The 17,503-nt window shown below is 41.3% G+C and carries 22 protein-coding genes; all 22 read left to right on the top strand.

Annotation, left to right across the window (positions count from 1 at the left end):
• Window positions 1–487 precede the first annotated feature (487 nt).
• The 22 genes from DP120_RS06870 (at window position 488) to DP120_RS06770 (ending at window position 17,417) form a co-directional block, all read left to right on the top strand.
• Complete coding sequence (locus DP120_RS06870; RefSeq protein ID WP_112222905.1) at window positions 488–2,884, top strand: heavy metal translocating P-type ATPase; 2,397 nt, start codon at window positions 488–490, stop codon at window positions 2,882–2,884.
• A 42-nt stretch (window positions 2,885–2,926) separates the two neighbouring features.
• Complete coding sequence (locus tag DP120_RS06865; protein ID WP_112222904.1) at window positions 2,927–3,118, top strand: cation transporter; 192 nt, start codon at window positions 2,927–2,929, stop codon at window positions 3,116–3,118.
• A gap of 260 nt (window positions 3,119–3,378) precedes the next feature.
• Complete coding sequence (locus DP120_RS06860) at window positions 3,379–4,113, top strand: urease accessory protein UreH domain-containing protein (RefSeq protein WP_112222903.1); 735 nt, start codon at window positions 3,379–3,381, stop codon at window positions 4,111–4,113.
• Between the two features lie 73 nt (window positions 4,114–4,186).
• Window positions 4,187–4,999, top strand: a complete 813-nt coding sequence (gene lgt / locus DP120_RS06855) for a prolipoprotein diacylglyceryl transferase (protein ID WP_112222902.1) — start codon at window positions 4,187–4,189, stop codon at window positions 4,997–4,999.
• A 6-nt stretch (window positions 5,000–5,005) separates the two neighbouring features.
• Window positions 5,006–5,920: a cytochrome c oxidase assembly protein gene (locus DP120_RS06850; protein ID WP_135815465.1), complete on the top strand. Its 915-nt coding sequence runs from the start codon at window positions 5,006–5,008 to the stop codon at window positions 5,918–5,920.
• The gene (locus DP120_RS18770; protein ID WP_267905020.1) at window positions 5,917–6,042 is read left to right on the top strand and encodes a hypothetical protein; all 126 of its coding nucleotides are present in this window, start codon (window positions 5,917–5,919) and stop codon (window positions 6,040–6,042) included. The genes DP120_RS06850 and DP120_RS18770 overlap by 4 nt, the downstream gene beginning before the upstream one ends.
• Window positions 6,039–7,445, top strand: a complete 1,407-nt coding sequence (locus DP120_RS06845; protein WP_112222900.1) for a sensor histidine kinase — start codon at window positions 6,039–6,041, stop codon at window positions 7,443–7,445. The genes DP120_RS18770 and DP120_RS06845 overlap by 4 nt, the downstream gene beginning before the upstream one ends.
• Entirely contained in the window at window positions 7,442–7,639 is a 198-nt protein-coding gene (locus DP120_RS06840) for a hypothetical protein (protein WP_112222899.1), read from the top strand. Before DP120_RS06845 ends, DP120_RS06840 begins: the two co-directional genes overlap by 4 nt.
• Window positions 7,640–7,643: 4 nt before the next feature.
• Window positions 7,644–8,666, top strand: a complete 1,023-nt coding sequence (locus DP120_RS06835) for a F510_1955 family glycosylhydrolase (protein WP_112222898.1) — start codon at window positions 7,644–7,646, stop codon at window positions 8,664–8,666.
• Window positions 8,667–8,801: 135 nt separating this feature from the next.
• Complete coding sequence (gene resA / locus DP120_RS06830; RefSeq protein ID WP_112222897.1) at window positions 8,802–9,368, top strand: thiol-disulfide oxidoreductase ResA; 567 nt, start codon at window positions 8,802–8,804, stop codon at window positions 9,366–9,368.
• Between the two features lie 18 nt (window positions 9,369–9,386).
• Window positions 9,387–11,297, top strand: coding sequence for a copper resistance protein CopC (locus tag DP120_RS06825; RefSeq protein ID WP_112222896.1), 1,911 nt, complete (start codon window positions 9,387–9,389; stop codon window positions 11,295–11,297).
• Window positions 11,298–11,353: 56 nt separating this feature from the next.
• On the top strand, window positions 11,354–12,064 hold the full coding sequence (locus DP120_RS06820; RefSeq protein ID WP_112222895.1) for a cytochrome c biogenesis CcdA family protein: 711 nt from the start codon (window positions 11,354–11,356) through the stop codon (window positions 12,062–12,064).
• Window positions 12,065–12,190: 126 nt separating this feature from the next.
• Entirely contained in the window at window positions 12,191–12,883 is a 693-nt protein-coding gene (locus tag DP120_RS06815; protein ID WP_112222894.1) for a response regulator transcription factor, read from the top strand.
• Between the two features lie 67 nt (window positions 12,884–12,950).
• Entirely contained in the window at window positions 12,951–13,190 is a 240-nt protein-coding gene (locus DP120_RS06810; RefSeq protein ID WP_112222893.1) for an SHOCT domain-containing protein, read from the top strand.
• A gap of 78 nt (window positions 13,191–13,268) precedes the next feature.
• Window positions 13,269–13,532: a hypothetical protein gene (locus DP120_RS06805; protein ID WP_112222892.1), complete on the top strand. Its 264-nt coding sequence runs from the start codon at window positions 13,269–13,271 to the stop codon at window positions 13,530–13,532.
• Window positions 13,533–13,598: 66 nt separating this feature from the next.
• Window positions 13,599–14,141 (top strand): thiol-disulfide oxidoreductase ResA, encoded by a 543-nt coding sequence (resA, locus tag DP120_RS06800; protein WP_112222891.1) that lies wholly within the window; start codon window positions 13,599–13,601, stop codon window positions 14,139–14,141.
• 381 nt (window positions 14,142–14,522) lie between these two features.
• Window positions 14,523–14,876 (top strand): hypothetical protein, encoded by a 354-nt coding sequence (locus DP120_RS06795; RefSeq protein ID WP_112222890.1) that lies wholly within the window; start codon window positions 14,523–14,525, stop codon window positions 14,874–14,876.
• A 108-nt stretch (window positions 14,877–14,984) separates the two neighbouring features.
• Window positions 14,985–15,377, top strand: a complete 393-nt coding sequence (locus DP120_RS06790) for a hypothetical protein (RefSeq protein ID WP_112222889.1) — start codon at window positions 14,985–14,987, stop codon at window positions 15,375–15,377.
• A gap of 371 nt (window positions 15,378–15,748) precedes the next feature.
• Window positions 15,749–16,078 (top strand): hypothetical protein, encoded by a 330-nt coding sequence (locus DP120_RS06785; protein ID WP_112222888.1) that lies wholly within the window; start codon window positions 15,749–15,751, stop codon window positions 16,076–16,078.
• A gap of 281 nt (window positions 16,079–16,359) precedes the next feature.
• The gene (locus DP120_RS06780; RefSeq protein ID WP_112222887.1) at window positions 16,360–16,575 is read left to right on the top strand and encodes a DUF6366 family protein; all 216 of its coding nucleotides are present in this window, start codon (window positions 16,360–16,362) and stop codon (window positions 16,573–16,575) included.
• 128 nt (window positions 16,576–16,703) lie between these two features.
• Complete coding sequence (locus DP120_RS06775; protein WP_112222886.1) at window positions 16,704–17,033, top strand: hypothetical protein; 330 nt, start codon at window positions 16,704–16,706, stop codon at window positions 17,031–17,033.
• A 162-nt stretch (window positions 17,034–17,195) separates the two neighbouring features.
• Complete coding sequence (locus DP120_RS06770) at window positions 17,196–17,417, top strand: hypothetical protein (RefSeq protein WP_112222885.1); 222 nt, start codon at window positions 17,196–17,198, stop codon at window positions 17,415–17,417.
• Window positions 17,418–17,503: the final 86 nt, after the last annotated feature.

Genomic DNA, 17,503 nt, shown 5'->3' with positions numbered 1-17,503 from the left:
GGTTATCAGAAGTGAATCTACAGGAAGAAAAATTAATTTCAAGAAGCGAAGAGTAAAAGGAGAAGGCTAAGAGCGAAATATATTCGCTAAATAGCCTTTCCCTTTTAGTTTCCTGTCTAATCCAGCAATCTTTAGGGATTTAAAGCAGTAATGAAAGCTGAGTAACTATAAAAAAGCTATATATTCATACAGAACTCGAATCTTCACAAATTCTTCAATTTTATAATTAATACTGGTATGTATGGAAGCAGGGGAAAAAAGAAGCTTAAAAAGCCATTTGGCTTTTTCATTCGCTCTAGCCACTCTACTGATAACAGGAACAATAGAATATCCTAACGATGGATAAGGGTAGTTTTGGTTAATATTTTTTTAAAAGAATGAATTCAAGACAAACATTTCATTGAAAAGCGAATCTATTGGAGAAGAAAACATAGATACCAACAATTGAAGTATATAATGCGGGAACATATTAAAAGGAGGTTCCAAAATGGATGAATCCAAAAGTGGAAGCCAGCAAAGAATTACTCTTGGCATTACCGGAATGACCTGTGCGGCTTGCTCTAACCGTGTGGAAAAAAACCTATCTAAAGTAAATGGCGTTAAGAGTGCAACTGTCAATCCCGCTAACGAAAAGGCTACAGTCGTATTCGATGAATCCAAAACCAGTGTTGACGAATTGATTAATCGCGTCGAAAAAACCGGTTATGGCGTCATTGAAGAACGTATCGAACTTTCGCTCAGCGGAATGACCTGTGCTGCCTGTGCCACCCGGATTGAAAAAGTACTCAGCAAAACGAATGGTGTCATTCAAGCGAATGTTAATCTGGCAAGCGAAAAAGCGACCGTTAAGTACATCAGTGGAAAAACGGATGTGGATACACTCATCGACAGAGTGAAGAAAACCGGATATGATGCAAAGCCAGCGGTGAAGGAAAATGCAGAAGCAGAAATGGCCGTTAAGGAACAGCAGTATAAAAAGCAGCGAAGCGCCTTTATTATTGGAGCGTTCATTTCGATTCCATTTCTGATTGCCATGATTGGCGAATTCACTGGAAATCATGCACTGATGATGCCGGGCTGGCTTCAGTTCCTTTTGGCTACTATAGTGCAGTTCACTATTGGTTGGCGCTTTATTCGCGGAGCTTATAACTCCTTGCGCGGCGGAAGTGCCAATATGGATGTCCTAGTGGCTTTAGGGACAATGGCGGCTTATTTATATAGCACTGCTTTGTTGTTGATTGGTGCAGAAAGCGGATTCTATTTTGAAGCTTCCGTTATCATCATTACGTTAATTATCCTTGGGAAAGTACTGGAAGCCCGTGCGAAAGGGCAAACATCAGAAGCCTTGAAAAAACTCATGGGGTTGCAAGCGAAAACAGCGCATGTAATCCGGAATGGCGAGACAGTGGATGTTCAGGTGGAAGATGTGGAGTCCGGCGACCTGTTGCTGATAAAAGCAGGAGAAAAAATACCGGTCGACGGAGAAATCGTCGAAGGCCAGACATCCGTGGATGAGTCCATGCTGACCGGTGAAAGTCTGCCTGTTGAAAAAGAGCAGGGCGATATGTTGATTGGAGCGACTATCAACAAGCATGGATCTGTCAAGATGAAAGCAACAAAAGTAGGGAAGGATACGGCACTGTCCCAAATCATCCGGATGGTGGAAGAAGCCCAAGGTTCGAAAGCGCCAATCCAAGATCTGGCTGATAAGATTTCTAGTGTTTTTGTGCCCATTGTTATCGTTATCGCTGCGCTGACATTTTTAATTACCTTCTATTTTGTCGGTTTCTCAGCGGCTCTAGTCAGTGCAGTTGCAGTACTGGTAATCGCTTGCCCTTGTGCGTTGGGGCTCGCTACTCCGACGGCAATTATGGTGGGTACTGGAAAAGGGGCCGAGCATGGCGTTCTAATTAAAGGCGCAGAGCATTTGCAGTTAATTCGAAATGTGGATGCCATCGTACTCGACAAAACCGGAACCATTACAAATGGGGAACCGGAAGTGACAGATGTGATGGCATTTGGAATAGACAACGATGAACTGCTCCGGTTGGTTGCCAGTGCAGAAACTGGCTCTGAACATCCCCTTGGACAGTCCATTATCCAGAAAGCAAAAGAAAAGAAAATTCAGCTTAGTGATGCGATGAATTTTGAGGCGGTACCAGGGCATGGCATTTATGCAAGCATTGACGGCAAAAGGTTGGCAGTAGGCAACAAGAAACTGATGGAACGTGAAAAAGTGTTGCTTGAACCATACCAAATTGAAATTGAAGCATTGGAGGAAAAAGGAAAAACGGTTATGATGGCAGCAAAAGACGGGAGTCTTCTCGGATATGTCGCAGTGGCAGATACAGTGAAGAAAACATCAAGGCAGGCAATCCGTGAATTGAAAGAGCAGGGTATCGAAGTGGTCATGATGACTGGTGATAACGAGCGGACCGCCCAAGCCATTGCAACAGAAGTCGGTGTTGATCGGGTGCTGGCAGAAATATTGCCTGAAGGCAAAGCGGAGCAAGTGGAGAAGTTAAAACGGGAAGGCAAGAAAGTAGCGATGGTAGGTGATGGTATTAATGACGCTCCAGCACTTGCGACCGCTGACGTCGGCATTGCCATTGGAACCGGAACGGATGTTGCCATCGAAGCCGCAGATATCACGCTCATGAGCGGTGACTTGCTTGCTATTGTCGAGACCATCCAGCTGTCGCAGGCGACGATGCGAAAAATCAAACAGAATTTCGCTTGGGCGTTCGGGTATAACATCCTTCTGATTCCTGTTGCAGCCTTTGGTTTATTGAATCCGATTTTGGCGGGTGCCGCCATGGCGTTCAGCTCAGTGTCCGTTGTCACAAACACGTTATTCTTGAAACAGTGGAAGCCGCGCCATTAAATGAAAGAATTTCGTTCCTGTTTTGGAAAGAGGTGAAACTTAATGGAACAGACAACGCTGAAGATTGAAGGCATGACTTGTGACCATTGCAAAAAAGCAGTGGATGAGGAATTGCGGAACTTGCAGGGCGTCCAGGAGGTAAAAGTAGACGAGGCAAAAGGGATTGCAGACGTAACTTACAACAATTCAGAAGTCACTGCTGACAGTATGAAAGAAGCAGTCGAAGTACAGTAGTATGACGTCAAGTGAAGAAGAAGGGCTATCTCTTCAGGTCGGCAGTTGTTGCTGACTGGTGGGATAGCCTTTTCTTTTTAATCATTTATTGTAGAAGTTTATTAATTCATGCTTTAAACTTTCTATCCTGCCTTAGCTTCAATGGGAGACAGTATCAGAAATTTGTATGAAGTTTAAAATAAGATTTATACTTCATACTTTCTACAAACTTTTCCCTTAAAATAAAGAAGTCAAAAATGTAAATAAGTTGGTGAGTTCCATTGTATGAATTTTTAAGTCAGATGAGCAATACCATGATGCAGCCTTTTATCACTCTTTCAAATAGTTTTATGAGTACCCCTCTTCTGTTTGCTTTTTTACTCGGAATCGTAGGAGCCATGGCACCTTGTCAGTTTACGGGAAACATTGGTGCGATTACCCTTTATGGGAATAAGTCGCTTCAAAAAGAAACAGCCTGGGTTGAAGTTTTCTTTTTTGCATTAGGAAAGATTACAGTGTTTACTGGACTGGGGCTGCTGGTATGGACGTTAGGGAATGAATTTGAGTCCAGGCTCACCATGTACTTCCCCTGGTTCAGAAAAGTGGTAGGGCCATTATTTATCGTTGTCGGCATTTTTATGCTGGGGATTTTTAAGGTGAAAGGAACTTTCATCTTCCTGGAAGTACCAAAGAAGTTTTTTAAAAAGGGGAAAATGGGATCCTTTCTACTCGGTGTCAGCTTTTCGTTAGGATTTTGTCCGACGATGTTTGTGCTGTTCTTTGTGACATTAATGCCTGTTGTTCTTTCCACATCCTACGGAGCGGTGTTGCCGAGCTTGTTCGCCATCGGGACTTCCATTCCCTTGTTCATTGCCATTTTTTTAATTTGGTATTTTGGAGCTGGTGGAGCTGTGATGAAAAATGGCAGAAAACTGGGCTGGTATATGCAAAAAGGTTCCGGAGTAATTTTAATAATGTTAGGTGTACTGGACACCATTACTTACTGGAGCATCTGAGTCTTATAAATTTTTGTTAAATCTCAGGAATAAAGTAAGTAGGATGATTTAACGGACTAGGAGGGGGCAGTATATGCATCGGATTTTAGCGACAATAGATCCCATTGCGTTTTCACTGGGACCAATCGATGTTCGCTGGTACGGCGTCATTATAGCAACAGGAATTATCATTGCTTTTTTGGTGGGTCAGCGGGAGATGCTCAAAAAAGGGTTCCATCCCGATTTTTTGACCGATCTGCTGATTTGGGCAGTGCCGCTGGCAATCATTGGAGCGCGGATTTATTATGTGGCATTCGAGTGGGAGCAGTACCGAGCCAATCCGGCAGGCATCATAGCCATTTGGAATGGCGGAATCGCCATTCATGGAGCATTGATCGCTTCTGTCATCGTCGCTTATGTCTTTACCCAAAAGCGCAACACGTCATTTCTCAAAGTGGCGGATATTCTGGCGCCGAGCATTTTAATCGGCCAGGCAATTGGCCGCTGGGGTAATTTTATCAATCAGGAGGCGCATGGCGGAGAAGTTTCACGTGTATTTCTGGAAAACTTGTTCCTTCCCGATTGGATTATTAACCAGATGTACATAGCCGGCGCATATTACCATCCGACGTTTTTGTATGAATCGCTGTGGAGCTTAGCAGGCATTATTATATTATTGCTGTTGCGCAAGATCAATCTGGTTCGCGGTGAACTATTTTTCTTCTACATGATTTGGTATTCTGCCGGAAGGTTTTTCATTGAAGCAATGAGGACTGACAGCCTGTATGTAATCGGGGAATTGCGCGCAGCACAGCTGGTTTCTGTGGTGGCAATTATACTGGCGCTCGGGTTGCTTATTTACAGACGCGTCGAGCTAAAAAAACCAGCGCATTATGAGGACATGTAGAAAGAAGTGAAAAAGATAGTGAAAATAATCGGGATATTGTTCAGCGTTCTGCTAGTGTTGTTTTTGAATCCGATAAAAAGCGTCGTAGCGCATAATGGCTTTGATGAAGCAACTGAAGCAGCCAATATAGTTTCACAATGGAACCTTTGGATGGTAGTGGCATTGATTGTCATCTTAATGGTTTATGTTTATCAATTCAAAACGGAAGAAGATTTTATCAAAAAGTTTGCTTTTTTCTTTTCGGCTTTAGTGGTGCTGTATGTGTCACTCGGAAGCCCGTTGCATGTACTGGGAGACCATTATTTGTTCAGCGCCCATATGCTGGAGCAATCGCTGATATACACGCTCTTGCCGCCCTTATTATTGCTGGGTCTTCCGAAGCGATTAATTGCACCTATAATCCGAGTCGGTTTACGGACTAAAATATTGAGTTTCTTGAAACGTCCGCTGATTCCATTGCTACTGTTTAATGTATTGTTTTCATTTTATCATCTTCCCCTCATATTTAACTTAGTTGTAGGGAATAGTATGCTGCATAATTTAATGCACCTTATTCTAACGGTGACAGCTTTCTTTATGTGGATTCCGCTTATCCCTATGGTAAAAGAATTGGATAAATTGTCTGAAATCCATAAAATCGGATACATTTTCGCGGCAGGAATGCTGCTGACACCGGCCTGCGCCCTTATCATTTTTTCAGACCAATCGTTTTATACGGTATACTCAGATGCTCCACAGCTGTTTGCTTCTCTTCCGCCGCTGGAAGATCAGAGGACCGGTGGTATTGTCATGAAAATTGTCCAGGAGATTGTATACAGTACAGTGATCGGTTATATTTTCTTTAAATGGGCACGGAAAGAAAAAGTGGATGAAATTGATGCATTGCCGAGTAATTTTACTGTTGGGGGAGTGAATCAATGAGGAAAAAAAAAGAAGCGTTAGCGAAAGAGGGAGTCAACGATTATCTGAGAGAACCTATTAAGATTAAGCGTGCTGGGGCAGAGAAGGTTCGCATGTTTCAGCGTTTGGATGAAGAACAATGAAATGGAACAGCATTGTAGTTAAATTAGGTTCCAGCATATTGCTACTCGTGTTGGTAATTTTATTGCCGCTTGGTTTTGTAGTGAACCAAATTTTCTCCGGCTTTTATTTCAGCAAGGTACAAGAAGAAGTAGAAGAAACATCGGACCGCTATGCAAATTCAATCGACTCACTGGGTGAGCAGCAGCTGGAATTGTTCGAGTTGCTTGCCTCAGTAACAGAACAAGAAATTATTATTGTTGATGAACAAGGAATAGTCGTTGCGAATTCAGGTATTCCAAGTTTGCCGGTAGGAGAAGGTATCCGTTCTGCAGACCTTGCAGTTATGGGAAATAATGCTGATATTCGAAGTGAATATTATGATGACATTACTAACAGACGTTATCTTCAAGTTGGAAAGCCTATTTACTCTGACGAGGAGCAGCTAATCGGTGGAATTTTTGTTTTGGCTTCTGTCGAAGACTTGTATCAGTCGTTGGAGTTAGTTAAAAGAGCGATAATCCTAGCCGGAATAGGGGCAGTTTTCTTGGCGTTCGGTTTTACCTACATTTTATCGCGTAAATTATCCAGTCCTCTTCTGGAAATGGAGAAAGCGACTCGGAAAATAGCTGCAGGCGATTTGAATACAAGAGTCTCGCGCAGTTCAATGGATGAAATCGGTACGCTGGCCGCAGCTATAAATGATTTGGCGATCGAACTTCATCGGTATCGTTCCAATCGACGGGAATTTTTAGCTAATATATCGCATGAGTTGCAAACGCCAATTACGTATCTGGAAGGTTATACAAACGCATTAAGGAATCACCTTTATGAAACTGAAGAAGAAAAAGAACAGTACCTGCAAATCATCCAACTGGAAGCGGGAAGGATGTCGAATCTGGTCTCGGATTTATTTGAACTATCAAAAATGGAAGATGGAAAGATAGCGTTGGTCTTCGAAGAAGTGGATTTGGTGGAAGTGATAGAAAATGCGCTTCTCAAGACGAAAATGAACGCACAAGCGAAAGGGCTTCAATTGGAGTTTAATCAACCATATGACTTCCCAAGTATAAAGGCTGATGGATTAAGAATGGAGCAAATCATCAGCAATCTAATTGAAAATGCGATCCGCTATACAGAAAGTGGCTTCATCAAAGTGAAACTCTCCAGTGACTCTGCTGAGGTGAGAGTAGTTGTTGAAGACACGGGGATTGGCATCCCTCAAGAAGACATTCCATTTTTGTTTGAACGTTTTTATCGGGTAGAAAAATCAAGGTCGAGGGAGTTCGGGGGGACAGGACTTGGATTGGCGATTGTCAAACAGCTTGTCGAACTGCAGGGAGGAGCCATTACAGTGGAAAGCCGGATTGGAAAGGGCACATGTTTTGAACTTGCTTTCCCAATCATAAGGAGGGAATCTCCATGAGAAGGATTGAGGTTTTTTTAGCCATTTTGTTGGTTGTTATTGGAATACTATGCTTAACGATGTCTGGAACATTGATGCTGGAAACTGGAATGACGGTTTTCTTAACAACATTTTTCCAAGTATGTTTATGGATGGGCATTCCCTTAATACTGACAGGGATAATTTATTGGCGTTATTCAAGAAAGAGGAGGTAACTAAATGAAGAAGTTGATATTTGTGCTCCTGATAGCACTTTTGGCAGGAAGTATCGCCGCGTGCTCGGGGGAAGAAGAAGTTATGGATAATGAGGCAATTAAAGAAGTGGCTGAAGACCATTCAGAGAAAGAGAAGCCAAACGAAGGAGGGACTACAACCGCCGAAGAAAACACACCAGAACTGAGCGATATTGAACTGATGCACATACATGGGCTTGGGTTCTCTGGAGACGGCGCCGGGTTATATGTCCCTTCCCATGATGGATTGAAAGTGTTCGAAAATGGTCTCTGGGATGAAGCGTCAGCTGAGCCGCATGATTACATGGGCTTTGTCATGGTTGATGATGGGTTTTACAGCAGTGGCCATCCAGGCCCAGGTTCTTCACTGAAAAATCCATTCGGGGTGGTAAAAACAACTGATATGGGAAAAACTTTGGAGATGTTGGATTTGTATCAGGAAGTGGATTTTCACGGAATGGCAGTCGGCTATAAATCGCATGCCATTTATGTGATTAATCCACAGGCGAATTCAAGAATGGATGACATTGGTTTATATTATTCCACCGATGATACAGAGACTTGGACGAAAAGTGAGATGACGGGCTTGCAAGGCCCGATATTTTCAATAGCCGTTCACCCGACGGATGATGCAACTGTCGCTTTGGGGACAAGCGAAGGAGTCTTTCTGTCAAACGATTTTGGAGAGACCTTTGAATCAGTATCAGACTCTCCCACTACAGCAGTCACTTTTTCTGCAGCAGGTGATTTAGTTGCAGGGAGTGTTTCTAGTGAAGTGACTTTAACAATATTCGATAGCGAAACAAACGAGCCACAACTCATTTCAATCCCTGAATTGAATGAAGAAAACTCAATCGGCTATATCGCGGTTAACCCACAGGACGATGACCAAATCACATTTACAGCAGTTGAAAAAGATATGTATATGACCAAAGATTCCGGCGACAACTGGATCCAGATAGCTGAAAAAGGGACAGGCATTAACTTAGAAACAGGTACAAAACAGTAGTTTTTCTTAGCTGCTGTGAAAAAAGAAAATTTCAAGTTTAATCGAAAGCTGCAGGAAGTGGTAACCGCAATTAGGTTGCCATTTTTTTCTGGAACTGTTCCAACGTATTAACTTTAAATTTAGGAGTGTCAGGATTTGAGTGATAAAAAACGATCCATTATAAAAACAAGTCTCTTAGTCGGGTTTGCCGCCGTTATAATCTACGTGCTTTTCACCAATCTCTCAGACATCAAAAAGAGCGGAGAAGCCCTTTCCATTGGAGACGATGCTCCCGATTTTCAACTTATTAATCTTGAAGGAGAAACTGTAAAGTTGAGCGATTACAGGGGCCAGGGAGTATTGTTGAATTTTTGGGCCACATATTGCCCCCCGTGCAAAAAGGAAATGCCATACATGCAAAATCAATATGAACTGTTTAAAGAAAAAGGGGTGACAATTTTAGCGGTAGATGTGGCAGAGCCACAACCAGTAGTCGAAAAGTTTGTAGGGGAATACGGATTGACTTTTCCTGTCTTGCTTGATCTGAACCAAGAAACGACGGATTTATACGATGTAGCGGCAATTCCCGTCAGTTTTCTGATAGACGAAAACGGAAAAGTGGTGGACCGGCTCTCTGCCAGTTTAACGGAATCCCAAATAGCTGACTATATGGAACAGATAATGCCGGAATATGAAATTGATAAAACTTTTATTAATCAATAAGTATAAAGACGTAAGGAGATGATTGTTGTGTGGTTTGTCCATAAATTTATTATTTTATTCGTTACTGTGCTCTTGATGCACGCTGCTTCTCCGCCAATCACGGGTCTTGCTCATTCCACTATGGAAGAGACCTTTCCATCGGAAGGGGAAAGACTAACTGAGGGTCCTTCAACGCTGGAATTTTGGTTTCAGGATCCTGTTGTCCTGCACGCTGAATCTATCCAGTTAAAGAGTCAAACTGGAACTGAAATTAAATTAGAGGATACACAAATTGATCCTGATGATAAGACGCATCTTATCAGTAACTTGATTGATGAATTACCGCCTGGCAGTTATGCGGCCAAGATAAGTGTCATCGCTTTGGATGGCGATGTATTGGAAGAGAACCTGAATTTCCAAGTAGTTGAAAAAGAAAAAACAAAGCACCAGCCGGATTTCAAAATTATTCGAAATTACCCTGAAGATGGAGAAATTACAGATGGTTCTCCCCAGAAATTGGATCTTTGGTTCAATCAGCCCGCTAATATAACCGCTATTGGGGTTTTTGATGACAGGCAACAATCGATCAGTATCAAAGAACCTGTTATAGATCCTAACGATCCCAATCATGTAGTTATCGAGTTCAACGAAGTACTGCCGAAAGGATCCTATCAAGTCACCTGGTATGCTCGGCCCGCGGCATCAGATGATATAAGCCTCCCAGATACCATTGATGTGTTTTATTTTGCGGTCGATGAATTTACTGCAATCCAACAGCCGAGCGAAGGTGAGCCAGTCGGGTCTGCCTGGTTTGCCAGTATGGGATTAAAACAAACGGGATACTGGTTGTTTTTCATCGGTATTATGGCTTTATTTGGCTTAGCGTTTTTTCAGAATGTCATACATAGAGAACCCATTTTGCTGAAACGGAGTACACTTTCTTTTTTCCTGCTGTTTTTTGTGTTCACTGGGGTGATTCTCGTTCTTGTCGCTCAAAAAAGCGAATTGGATAGCCTGTCATTCATTCAGTTTCTTTCGCTGAAATTTGTTTGGATTCCGCTATTGCAGCTTGGTTTATTGCTGCTTGGCATCTTCTTAACAAAAGGGAGACTGCTGTTCTTTGCAGCTGCGCTGTTGCTGATTCCCTTGATAACCGGTCATGCGGCATATCCTCGGTACGGCGGCTACCTTTCATTGTTTATGAATGCGCTGCATTTACTGGCGGCATCCATTTGGGTTGGCGGGTTACTGGCAATACTGACCTTTCCTAAGAAAGAAGAGATGAAGAAATTTTTACGAAGCACGCTGCCGGCTTTCTCGAATTGGGCATTCGGCAGTTTAACGGTCATTATTGTAACCGGGTTATATATAACAATGAAATATGTTCCTTCTTATACATTTGAGAGCTTCTGGAAAAGTGAGTGGGGGAAAGCAATCGTTTTGAAAATGGTGCTAACCTTGGCTGTTTTGCTGATTGGATTATTCCAAAGGAGATTAATCAAACAAGTAACAGAAAAAGCTTTGTCTAAAGTGGTCAACCTTGTACGGATTGAGATAATCTATGCGGCCTTGCTTTTGCTGTTTGCGTCTGTGTTGGTGGTTTCAACCCCGGGCTCAGCTGAACAAGGCGTCTATCCTTCAACAGTAGAAAAAGAAGACATCGAGTTGGATGTCAATTTCTCCCCTTTGAAGTTAGGGTTAAATGTTTTAACGATGGAGTTTGAGGGCGAAAAAGTTGAAGACGTGCAAGTAACGTTATTCATGCCGCCGAATTACCAGGTGAACTACAAAGCATTCAAAGTTGAAGAAGGTGTGTTTAAACTCACCGGCAATCTGCTTCATGGAGCTGGAACAATGGATATGACTGTGAAGGCAGAAACGTCGCAAGGTGAAGAAGTGGAATTTGCTTTTCGAGTCGTTATACCGGGAGAAATGAGGTTTAATGAATAGCGGTTTAAATGAACACAAAAAAATCCGGAAAACTAACTAAGAAAGGTGGGGCGAGAATGGGTGATGTAAATTTACTATTAGCTTTTGCGGCTGGGGTGTTATCTTTTGTATCCCCCTGCTGCCTGCCTCTGTATCCTGCGTTTTTGTCCTATATAACTGGAATGTCTGTTGATGAATTACAGAACGGCAAAGGGATACTGAGAAAACGGGCATTGCTGCATACCACTTTCTTTCTGCTTGGGTTCTCCCTTATCTTTATTGCTCTTGGTTTCTCAACTTCATTATTCGGGAACTTGTTCAGTTATTATGGTGATCTGATTCGACAGATGGGAGCCATCTTAATCGTCTTGCTGGGGCTGGTCATACTGGGAGTTTTCAAACCCCAATTCCTGATGCAGGAAAAAAGAATGACGTTTAAAGACCGGCCAAGCGGCTACTTTGGCTCAAGTGTTATTGGTATTGCCTTTGCCGCCGGATGGACACCATGTACCGGCCCTATTTTAGCAGGTGTTATTGCGTTGGGAGTTTCAAATCCGAACCAGGCGTTGGTCTACATGATTGCCTATATCCTCGGTTTCTCAATTCCTTTTTTCTTTATGTCTTTTTTTATCGGAAGGATGAAGTGGGTAAAGACATATAGCGGACTCATTATGAAGATGGGCGGAGTTACGATGATTATCATGGGGATATTCCTCTATTTTGACTGGATGACAAAGATGATTTCTTTCCTTTCTAACAATTTCTTTAATGGCTTCACCGGGTTATGAATAATTGAGCCACATAGTTTTGGCTCCCTTCATTGAAATGAAAAGAATCGGCATCGAAAAACTTCACAGTAACTACAAATATTAAAGATAAAGTTAGAATAAGCAGTCAAAAAGTGAGGGCTTAAAATGAAAAACAAAATTTTAATAGTCGATGATGAATTTAATATGAGAAATCTTGTGAAGATATATTTATCCAAAGAGCACTTCGAGGTGGATGAGGCCAGAGGGGGCCATGATGCCATACAGATGGCCAGGCAAAACTCTTACGACTTACTGATATTGGATATTATGCTGCCGGATATTGATGGATGGGAAGTTTGTTCAGCTGTGCGTCAGACAAAGCAAATGCCGATTCTGATGTTAACCGCCCGGAACGATGTGCAGGACCGGGTCCGCGGATTAAATCTTGGAGCCGATGATTATCTGGTTAAACCGTTCGCCCCAGAAGAACTGGTGGCCCGTGTCAATGCGCTGCTCCGCCGTGAAAACGTGAAAAAAAAAGAGACTCAAGGCTTTCCGTTAACTTTTGAAGACTTGCTTATCGATAGTGAAAGCAGAGAAGTAAAAGTGAAGGAAGTCGCCGTCGAGTTGACACCGAAAGAGTTCGACATTCTTTATATGGTCGCAAACCAGCCCAAAAGAGTTTTCACCCGGGACATTTTATTGGATACCATTTGGGAACAGGAAGATTTTCGCGACCTGCGAACGATTGATACTCATGTGAAAAATGTAAGGGAAAAACTTCGGAAAGCTGGATTGACTTATAACCCCATCAAAACAGTGTGGGGTGTTGGTTATAAATTTAATATACAGGATTGAACAGAAAGGAATTTATAGAAATGTTGATCGAGAATAAATTTCATAATGATTGGAGGGAGTTAAGTTGATGTCAATGATGGGTGGAGGCATGATTCTGAGCATGGTTTTTTGGATTATTGCAGTGAGTTTAATCATCTATGGAATCGTATTATTTACCATGAAGCAGGCCACAAAGAAAGATATTTCTTCAGCAGGTGAAAAGCGGGAAGATTCTTCATTGGAAATCCTCAGTGAAAGATTTGTGCGAGGAGAAATAGACGAACAGGAATTTGAAGAAAGAAAAGCATTTTTACAAAATAAACGGTAATACTTCAATATCTTCACAAATTCAACAAATTTATTGTCTATACTCTAATTGTTCAGTAATAACAAAAGGAGGGAAGAAATGCATCTTAAAAAAACGTCTTTTATCTTGTCGTTTGCTTTTTCCGCCTTGTTAGTAGCAGGGACAACCGGATTCGCCAGTGGATCTGATAGCGATAAAACCAATAGTATGATGAATGCCAATGAAAATGGAATGATGAAAATGATGGCTAATGGCAATAAGTCACATATGATGAGTGCAATGAATTCAGCTGAAGCACAGGACATGATGTATACCTGTGCAAGTTTTTTAAAAACTAACGAGGATGCAAAAGAAGCTGAATAATATCACTCTCGAATAAGGTCTCTGAATGAGACCTTATTTTAATCTCTAAAAAGGAGCTAAGACTAGATGGCCAAGAAAAAGAAAAACCGACTTTTTATGAGGACAGCCATTTTACTTATTATGATAGGGGCTGTTACTTTTACGATTTACAACGGAGTAACTAAGGAAAAAAGTGAATTGCTGCAGGTAGGAGATAAGGCACCTGATTTTGCGCTGACAGATTTGAATGGCGAACGGCAACAGCTGTCTGATTACAAGGGACAAGGGGTGTTCGTGAACTTTTGGGGAACCTGGTGCAAGCCGTGTGAAAAAGAGTTTCCTTTGATGGAAAAGCAGTATCAAGTATACAAAGAAAAAGGAGTGCAGATACTTGCTGTTAACATCGCCCAGTCAGATTATGAAGTGGAACAATATGCCGAACGGAAAAATCTAACATTCCCGATTGTTATCGACAAAAACAAAAGTGTTATGGAAGCTTACAACATTCGGCCACTGCCGACGACCATTCTCGTCAATCCAGATGGGGAAATCGAGAAAATCGTTACAGGTGAGATGTCTGAGGAGGACATTCGAAGCTACATGGAACAGATTAAGCCGGCAGAGTTTTAGATGATATTATAATGTTGATGGATAGACTATTATCACAAAATCCCTTGGAAAAAAGCCTGTTTGACACGAATTTTGCTTATAACACTATTATTGTAAAACTTAGGATTTTTTATTAACAGTAAACATTATGGAGAGCAATCGTAGTAATTATTCTGTTAGCTAAACTGATACAAAGGGAAGAGCAGTGCAAATCAGCACTGCTCTTCCTCTTTTGTCTATATAAGTGTATTTATTTTCTAACTTTAATAATCATCGTGACGGGAAACTTTTGCCGATTTTGAATTTATAGAAAGCGAACATCCACAGCTTTCTAGCGTATACCCCTAATCTCTCTGTGCTCTTTGTTATAATGGAAGAAACTTCTTGATTAGGAGTGAGCGTGTGAAGAGAATACTGGTGATTATGGCTGTAACAGGATACTTCTTGGCTGCAGGGTGTTCGCCACAGGAGTCTGCTGCACCTCCCGCTCTGCTTTCGGCTGAAGAGGGGCGGTACTCGTTCCTGTTCATTTTTGAGGAGTCCACTCCAATAGAAGAGACAAGTACCTATACAAACGAAGTTCTCGATAAGGCAATGAAGAAAGATTTGCTGTATGGCTCAACCATTACGACGCAAGCTGAGAAATTTGGACTTGAAGTGGAATCTTATCCGGTCATTGTCATCATGGATTCGAGAGAAATCGTCTTAAAAGCTTACAGCGAAAAAGAGGCCCTTGCTTTCCTGGAAGAGCAGTAAGCAAACACGGGAACTGTTACCAAAAGAAATGGGAGAAATGTCTTCAAACCGTTTAGTGTTCATTTATTCAAAGGGAGGGATGGTAGTATCAAAAAATTAAAAGTTATTTTGATTTTAATGATATTGACGCTGGTAACAGGTTGTATGGGCAACGATGATCATGAAACCCATGTAAGTAGAGGGGAAACCGATAATTGGCAGGTAACGATTCAAACCACTTTCTCCAATGATTCTGGAAAAGAAGAGGTCCATACCGAAGGCGGTTTGGAGTTCAAGCAAGATTACTCGCCTAAGGAGGTCCAGTACAAAATCACTTATCCCTCTGGTGAATCGGGTGGTTCCATGCGAAGAGGCAAGAAAATCAACATACAATCTGCAGGAGGCAGTCGTTCCAATTTCGCGGAAAGTGATATTGAAAAGTTTGCGGATGAAATGACCTTTTACGTTTCTTGGGAAAATGAGGAAGGGAATGTAATAGAGGAAACAATCCCTTTGGAATAACGTAACATATACCATTCAGCAGAATTGAAATTTCGTTAAAAACTTCCTTAGTACTGAAAGTTGCACCGTATTTTTTGAAAGTAATAGAAAGAAAGTATTGAAAAAGAAGAAGTTGAAGTTGGCTGAGCACCAGCTGATACTTCTCCTTTTTTATCTGACTAGCTCTCCTTTTATGAATGCTTTTTCTATTTTATGCGTAAGTATTCTCATTCACATATATAAGTGAGAAACAGAAAAAAGGAGTTCAAGTAAGTTCGGCGAAGTAAGTAGTAATGGATATATCTGGTTATCAAGCCAATCAAAAAGCAACCGAAGTATGCTTGCATTTAAATTTTATAATTAGGAGACATCTCTGAAAGGAGAATTCGGGAATGAAAAAAGCACTGTTGGTAATGGCATTCATTATGCTCATGGTTACCTTTATACTTTCAGTTCAAGGAGAACAAATTACTTCAACTGCCTCCATGCTGGTGGTGAATGAAAAAGGCCATACCAACAACTATGATGAGTATTGGATAAAAGCTTATGATCCTAACAATCAAACAAAAGACGAAGCATTCAAGATTATAGTCGAGGAAGAAATGATATGGGAATTGATTGAGGAAAAGAAAGAGTACTTTTCTTCCTACCAAAAAGAAGGGAATCAGCCATGGATTTTAGAACAAATCGAGCATCCGGATCCGGCTACAACGGCAAAATGAATAGCGCTATTTGTCTTTAGTTTCTAGATAAAAAATGATATTTGAAACTGTTAACTTAAAAGCATTAGTCTGCAGCTGTTCAACTATCAGGTTGGGGAAATCGGTTTTTATCAACTTCTTTCTTCTAACGCTTCAGTAGAACTTCATGCTATAGCGGACAGTCTATAAGAAACGATTTGTTGGTAGAGAAAAGACCGTGTATTTCTAGGTTTGGAGGATATTAAAAAACATGTCTTACTAGCTTAACTGAACTATTACTGAGTAAGGGAGATGAATGTTATATGGGACCCAAAAAAGAGTCTACTGAAACAAGAGAGCGTTTAAGACAAAAAGAATTGAAAAAGAACCCTGCCGGTTTTTTGCGCGATGAAATTGATAGAGGAATGGGGATGGGGAATTTAAGTGAAGTAGCTGGAGACATGGGCTGGAAAGGGACAGGTCTTTTCATTTTAGTGCTGTTTTTTGGATACGTTATATACCAGCTCGTTTTTGGTTAATAGAAGGCGTTGTCGTAAATCCAACATGTCTCATGCAACTGAATTTGAGTGAAAGTTCGCTGGTTAATACCGAATGAACAAGAGCTAGACAAGGGTTAACAATAAATAGAAAGAAAAGGGGTGGCGGAATGGAGAATTCTTTGAAATCCATTTCTGTTTTTTCCGTTCTTCTGTTGCTGATTGGAGGTTGCACCTTTGCGCCATATACGTTTCAGAATACGGTAGTTGGCACAATCGAAGAGATTGAAATAGAGGAAAAGTTTTTTATGGAGGATGAATTTTTAGTTATTGAAGAAGAAAATCGTCAGCCAGATAATAGTTTGTATACGATTCCGGTAAGCGACAGTGAGGCATATGACGTGGGACAAAAAGTAAAAGTTGATATTTATTCAAATACAGAGGCTGATGTATGGGATCTTGATCATATGAAATTCGAAATCGAAGTGATGGACGAGTAGGGAATATATAAATCTGTCACTTCCAAACAAACATTGACCGGCATTAGCCTGATGTGCTACCGAACACATACTAGCCAATTAGCTACATAGCGGAAACTCTATCTTTAAAGGGACACTACCTTCTTAATTTTTTGTGACTGTCTTGGCAAAGGAGGAAGAAATATGATGGTCGTCCTTATTTCTCTTATAGTTGGTATGACAGGTATTCTAATCGCTGCAAATTTAAAAGGAAAGCCATTAGTAGATGAAAACCGTTATGGTACTGAATTTAGTGAAACAGCCGAAGAAAAGAGAAGGAGAATAAAAGTTGGGCTAGTGTGCGGTCTTATCAGCACAATTTCATTGGGCATTGCTGTTTACTTGCTTTTCGTTTTATCAATTTAGTATGGCAATTAGGGAAGTGAGTTACAATAAATGATAGAAATGGCATTTCCATTTGTGAAACTATAATAAGGAAAAAGCTATGGAAT

Origin of the sequence: Planococcus halotolerans (assembly GCF_003289955.1) — a bacterium.
Taxonomy (GTDB): domain Bacteria; phylum Bacillota; class Bacilli; order Bacillales_A; family Planococcaceae; genus Planococcus; species Planococcus halotolerans.
Note: the sequence above shows the minus strand (reverse complement) of the source record. Positions and strands in the feature narration are given on the sequence as shown.

Coding starts and splice junctions, on each gene's coding strand:
- DP120_RS06815 (WP_112222894.1), top strand. CDS start 12,191: ATGAAAAACAAAATTTTAATAGTCGATGATGAATTTAATATGAGAAAT.
- DP120_RS06870 (WP_112222905.1), top strand. CDS start 488: ATGGATGAATCCAAAAGTGGAAGCCAGCAAAGAATTACTCTTGGCATT.
- DP120_RS06805 (WP_112222892.1), top strand. CDS start 13,269: ATGCATCTTAAAAAAACGTCTTTTATCTTGTCGTTTGCTTTTTCCGCC.
- DP120_RS06775 (WP_112222886.1), top strand. CDS start 16,704: ATGGAGAATTCTTTGAAATCCATTTCTGTTTTTTCCGTTCTTCTGTTG.
- DP120_RS18770 (WP_267905020.1), top strand. CDS start 5,917: ATGAGGAAAAAAAAAGAAGCGTTAGCGAAAGAGGGAGTCAACGATTAT.
- DP120_RS06780 (WP_112222887.1), top strand. CDS start 16,360: ATGGGACCCAAAAAAGAGTCTACTGAAACAAGAGAGCGTTTAAGACAA.
- DP120_RS06845 (WP_112222900.1), top strand. CDS start 6,039: ATGAAATGGAACAGCATTGTAGTTAAATTAGGTTCCAGCATATTGCTA.
- DP120_RS06810 (WP_112222893.1), top strand. CDS start 12,951: ATGTCAATGATGGGTGGAGGCATGATTCTGAGCATGGTTTTTTGGATT.
- lgt (WP_112222902.1), top strand. CDS start 4,187: ATGCATCGGATTTTAGCGACAATAGATCCCATTGCGTTTTCACTGGGA.
- DP120_RS06865 (WP_112222904.1), top strand. CDS start 2,927: ATGGAACAGACAACGCTGAAGATTGAAGGCATGACTTGTGACCATTGC.
- DP120_RS06825 (WP_112222896.1), top strand. CDS start 9,387: ATGATTGTTGTGTGGTTTGTCCATAAATTTATTATTTTATTCGTTACT.
- DP120_RS06770 (WP_112222885.1), top strand. CDS start 17,196: ATGATGGTCGTCCTTATTTCTCTTATAGTTGGTATGACAGGTATTCTA.
- DP120_RS06785 (WP_112222888.1), top strand. CDS start 15,749: ATGAAAAAAGCACTGTTGGTAATGGCATTCATTATGCTCATGGTTACC.
- resA (WP_112222891.1), top strand. CDS start 13,599: ATGGCCAAGAAAAAGAAAAACCGACTTTTTATGAGGACAGCCATTTTA.
- DP120_RS06840 (WP_112222899.1), top strand. CDS start 7,442: ATGAGAAGGATTGAGGTTTTTTTAGCCATTTTGTTGGTTGTTATTGGA.
- DP120_RS06820 (WP_112222895.1), top strand. CDS start 11,354: ATGGGTGATGTAAATTTACTATTAGCTTTTGCGGCTGGGGTGTTATCT.
- DP120_RS06835 (WP_112222898.1), top strand. CDS start 7,644: ATGAAGAAGTTGATATTTGTGCTCCTGATAGCACTTTTGGCAGGAAGT.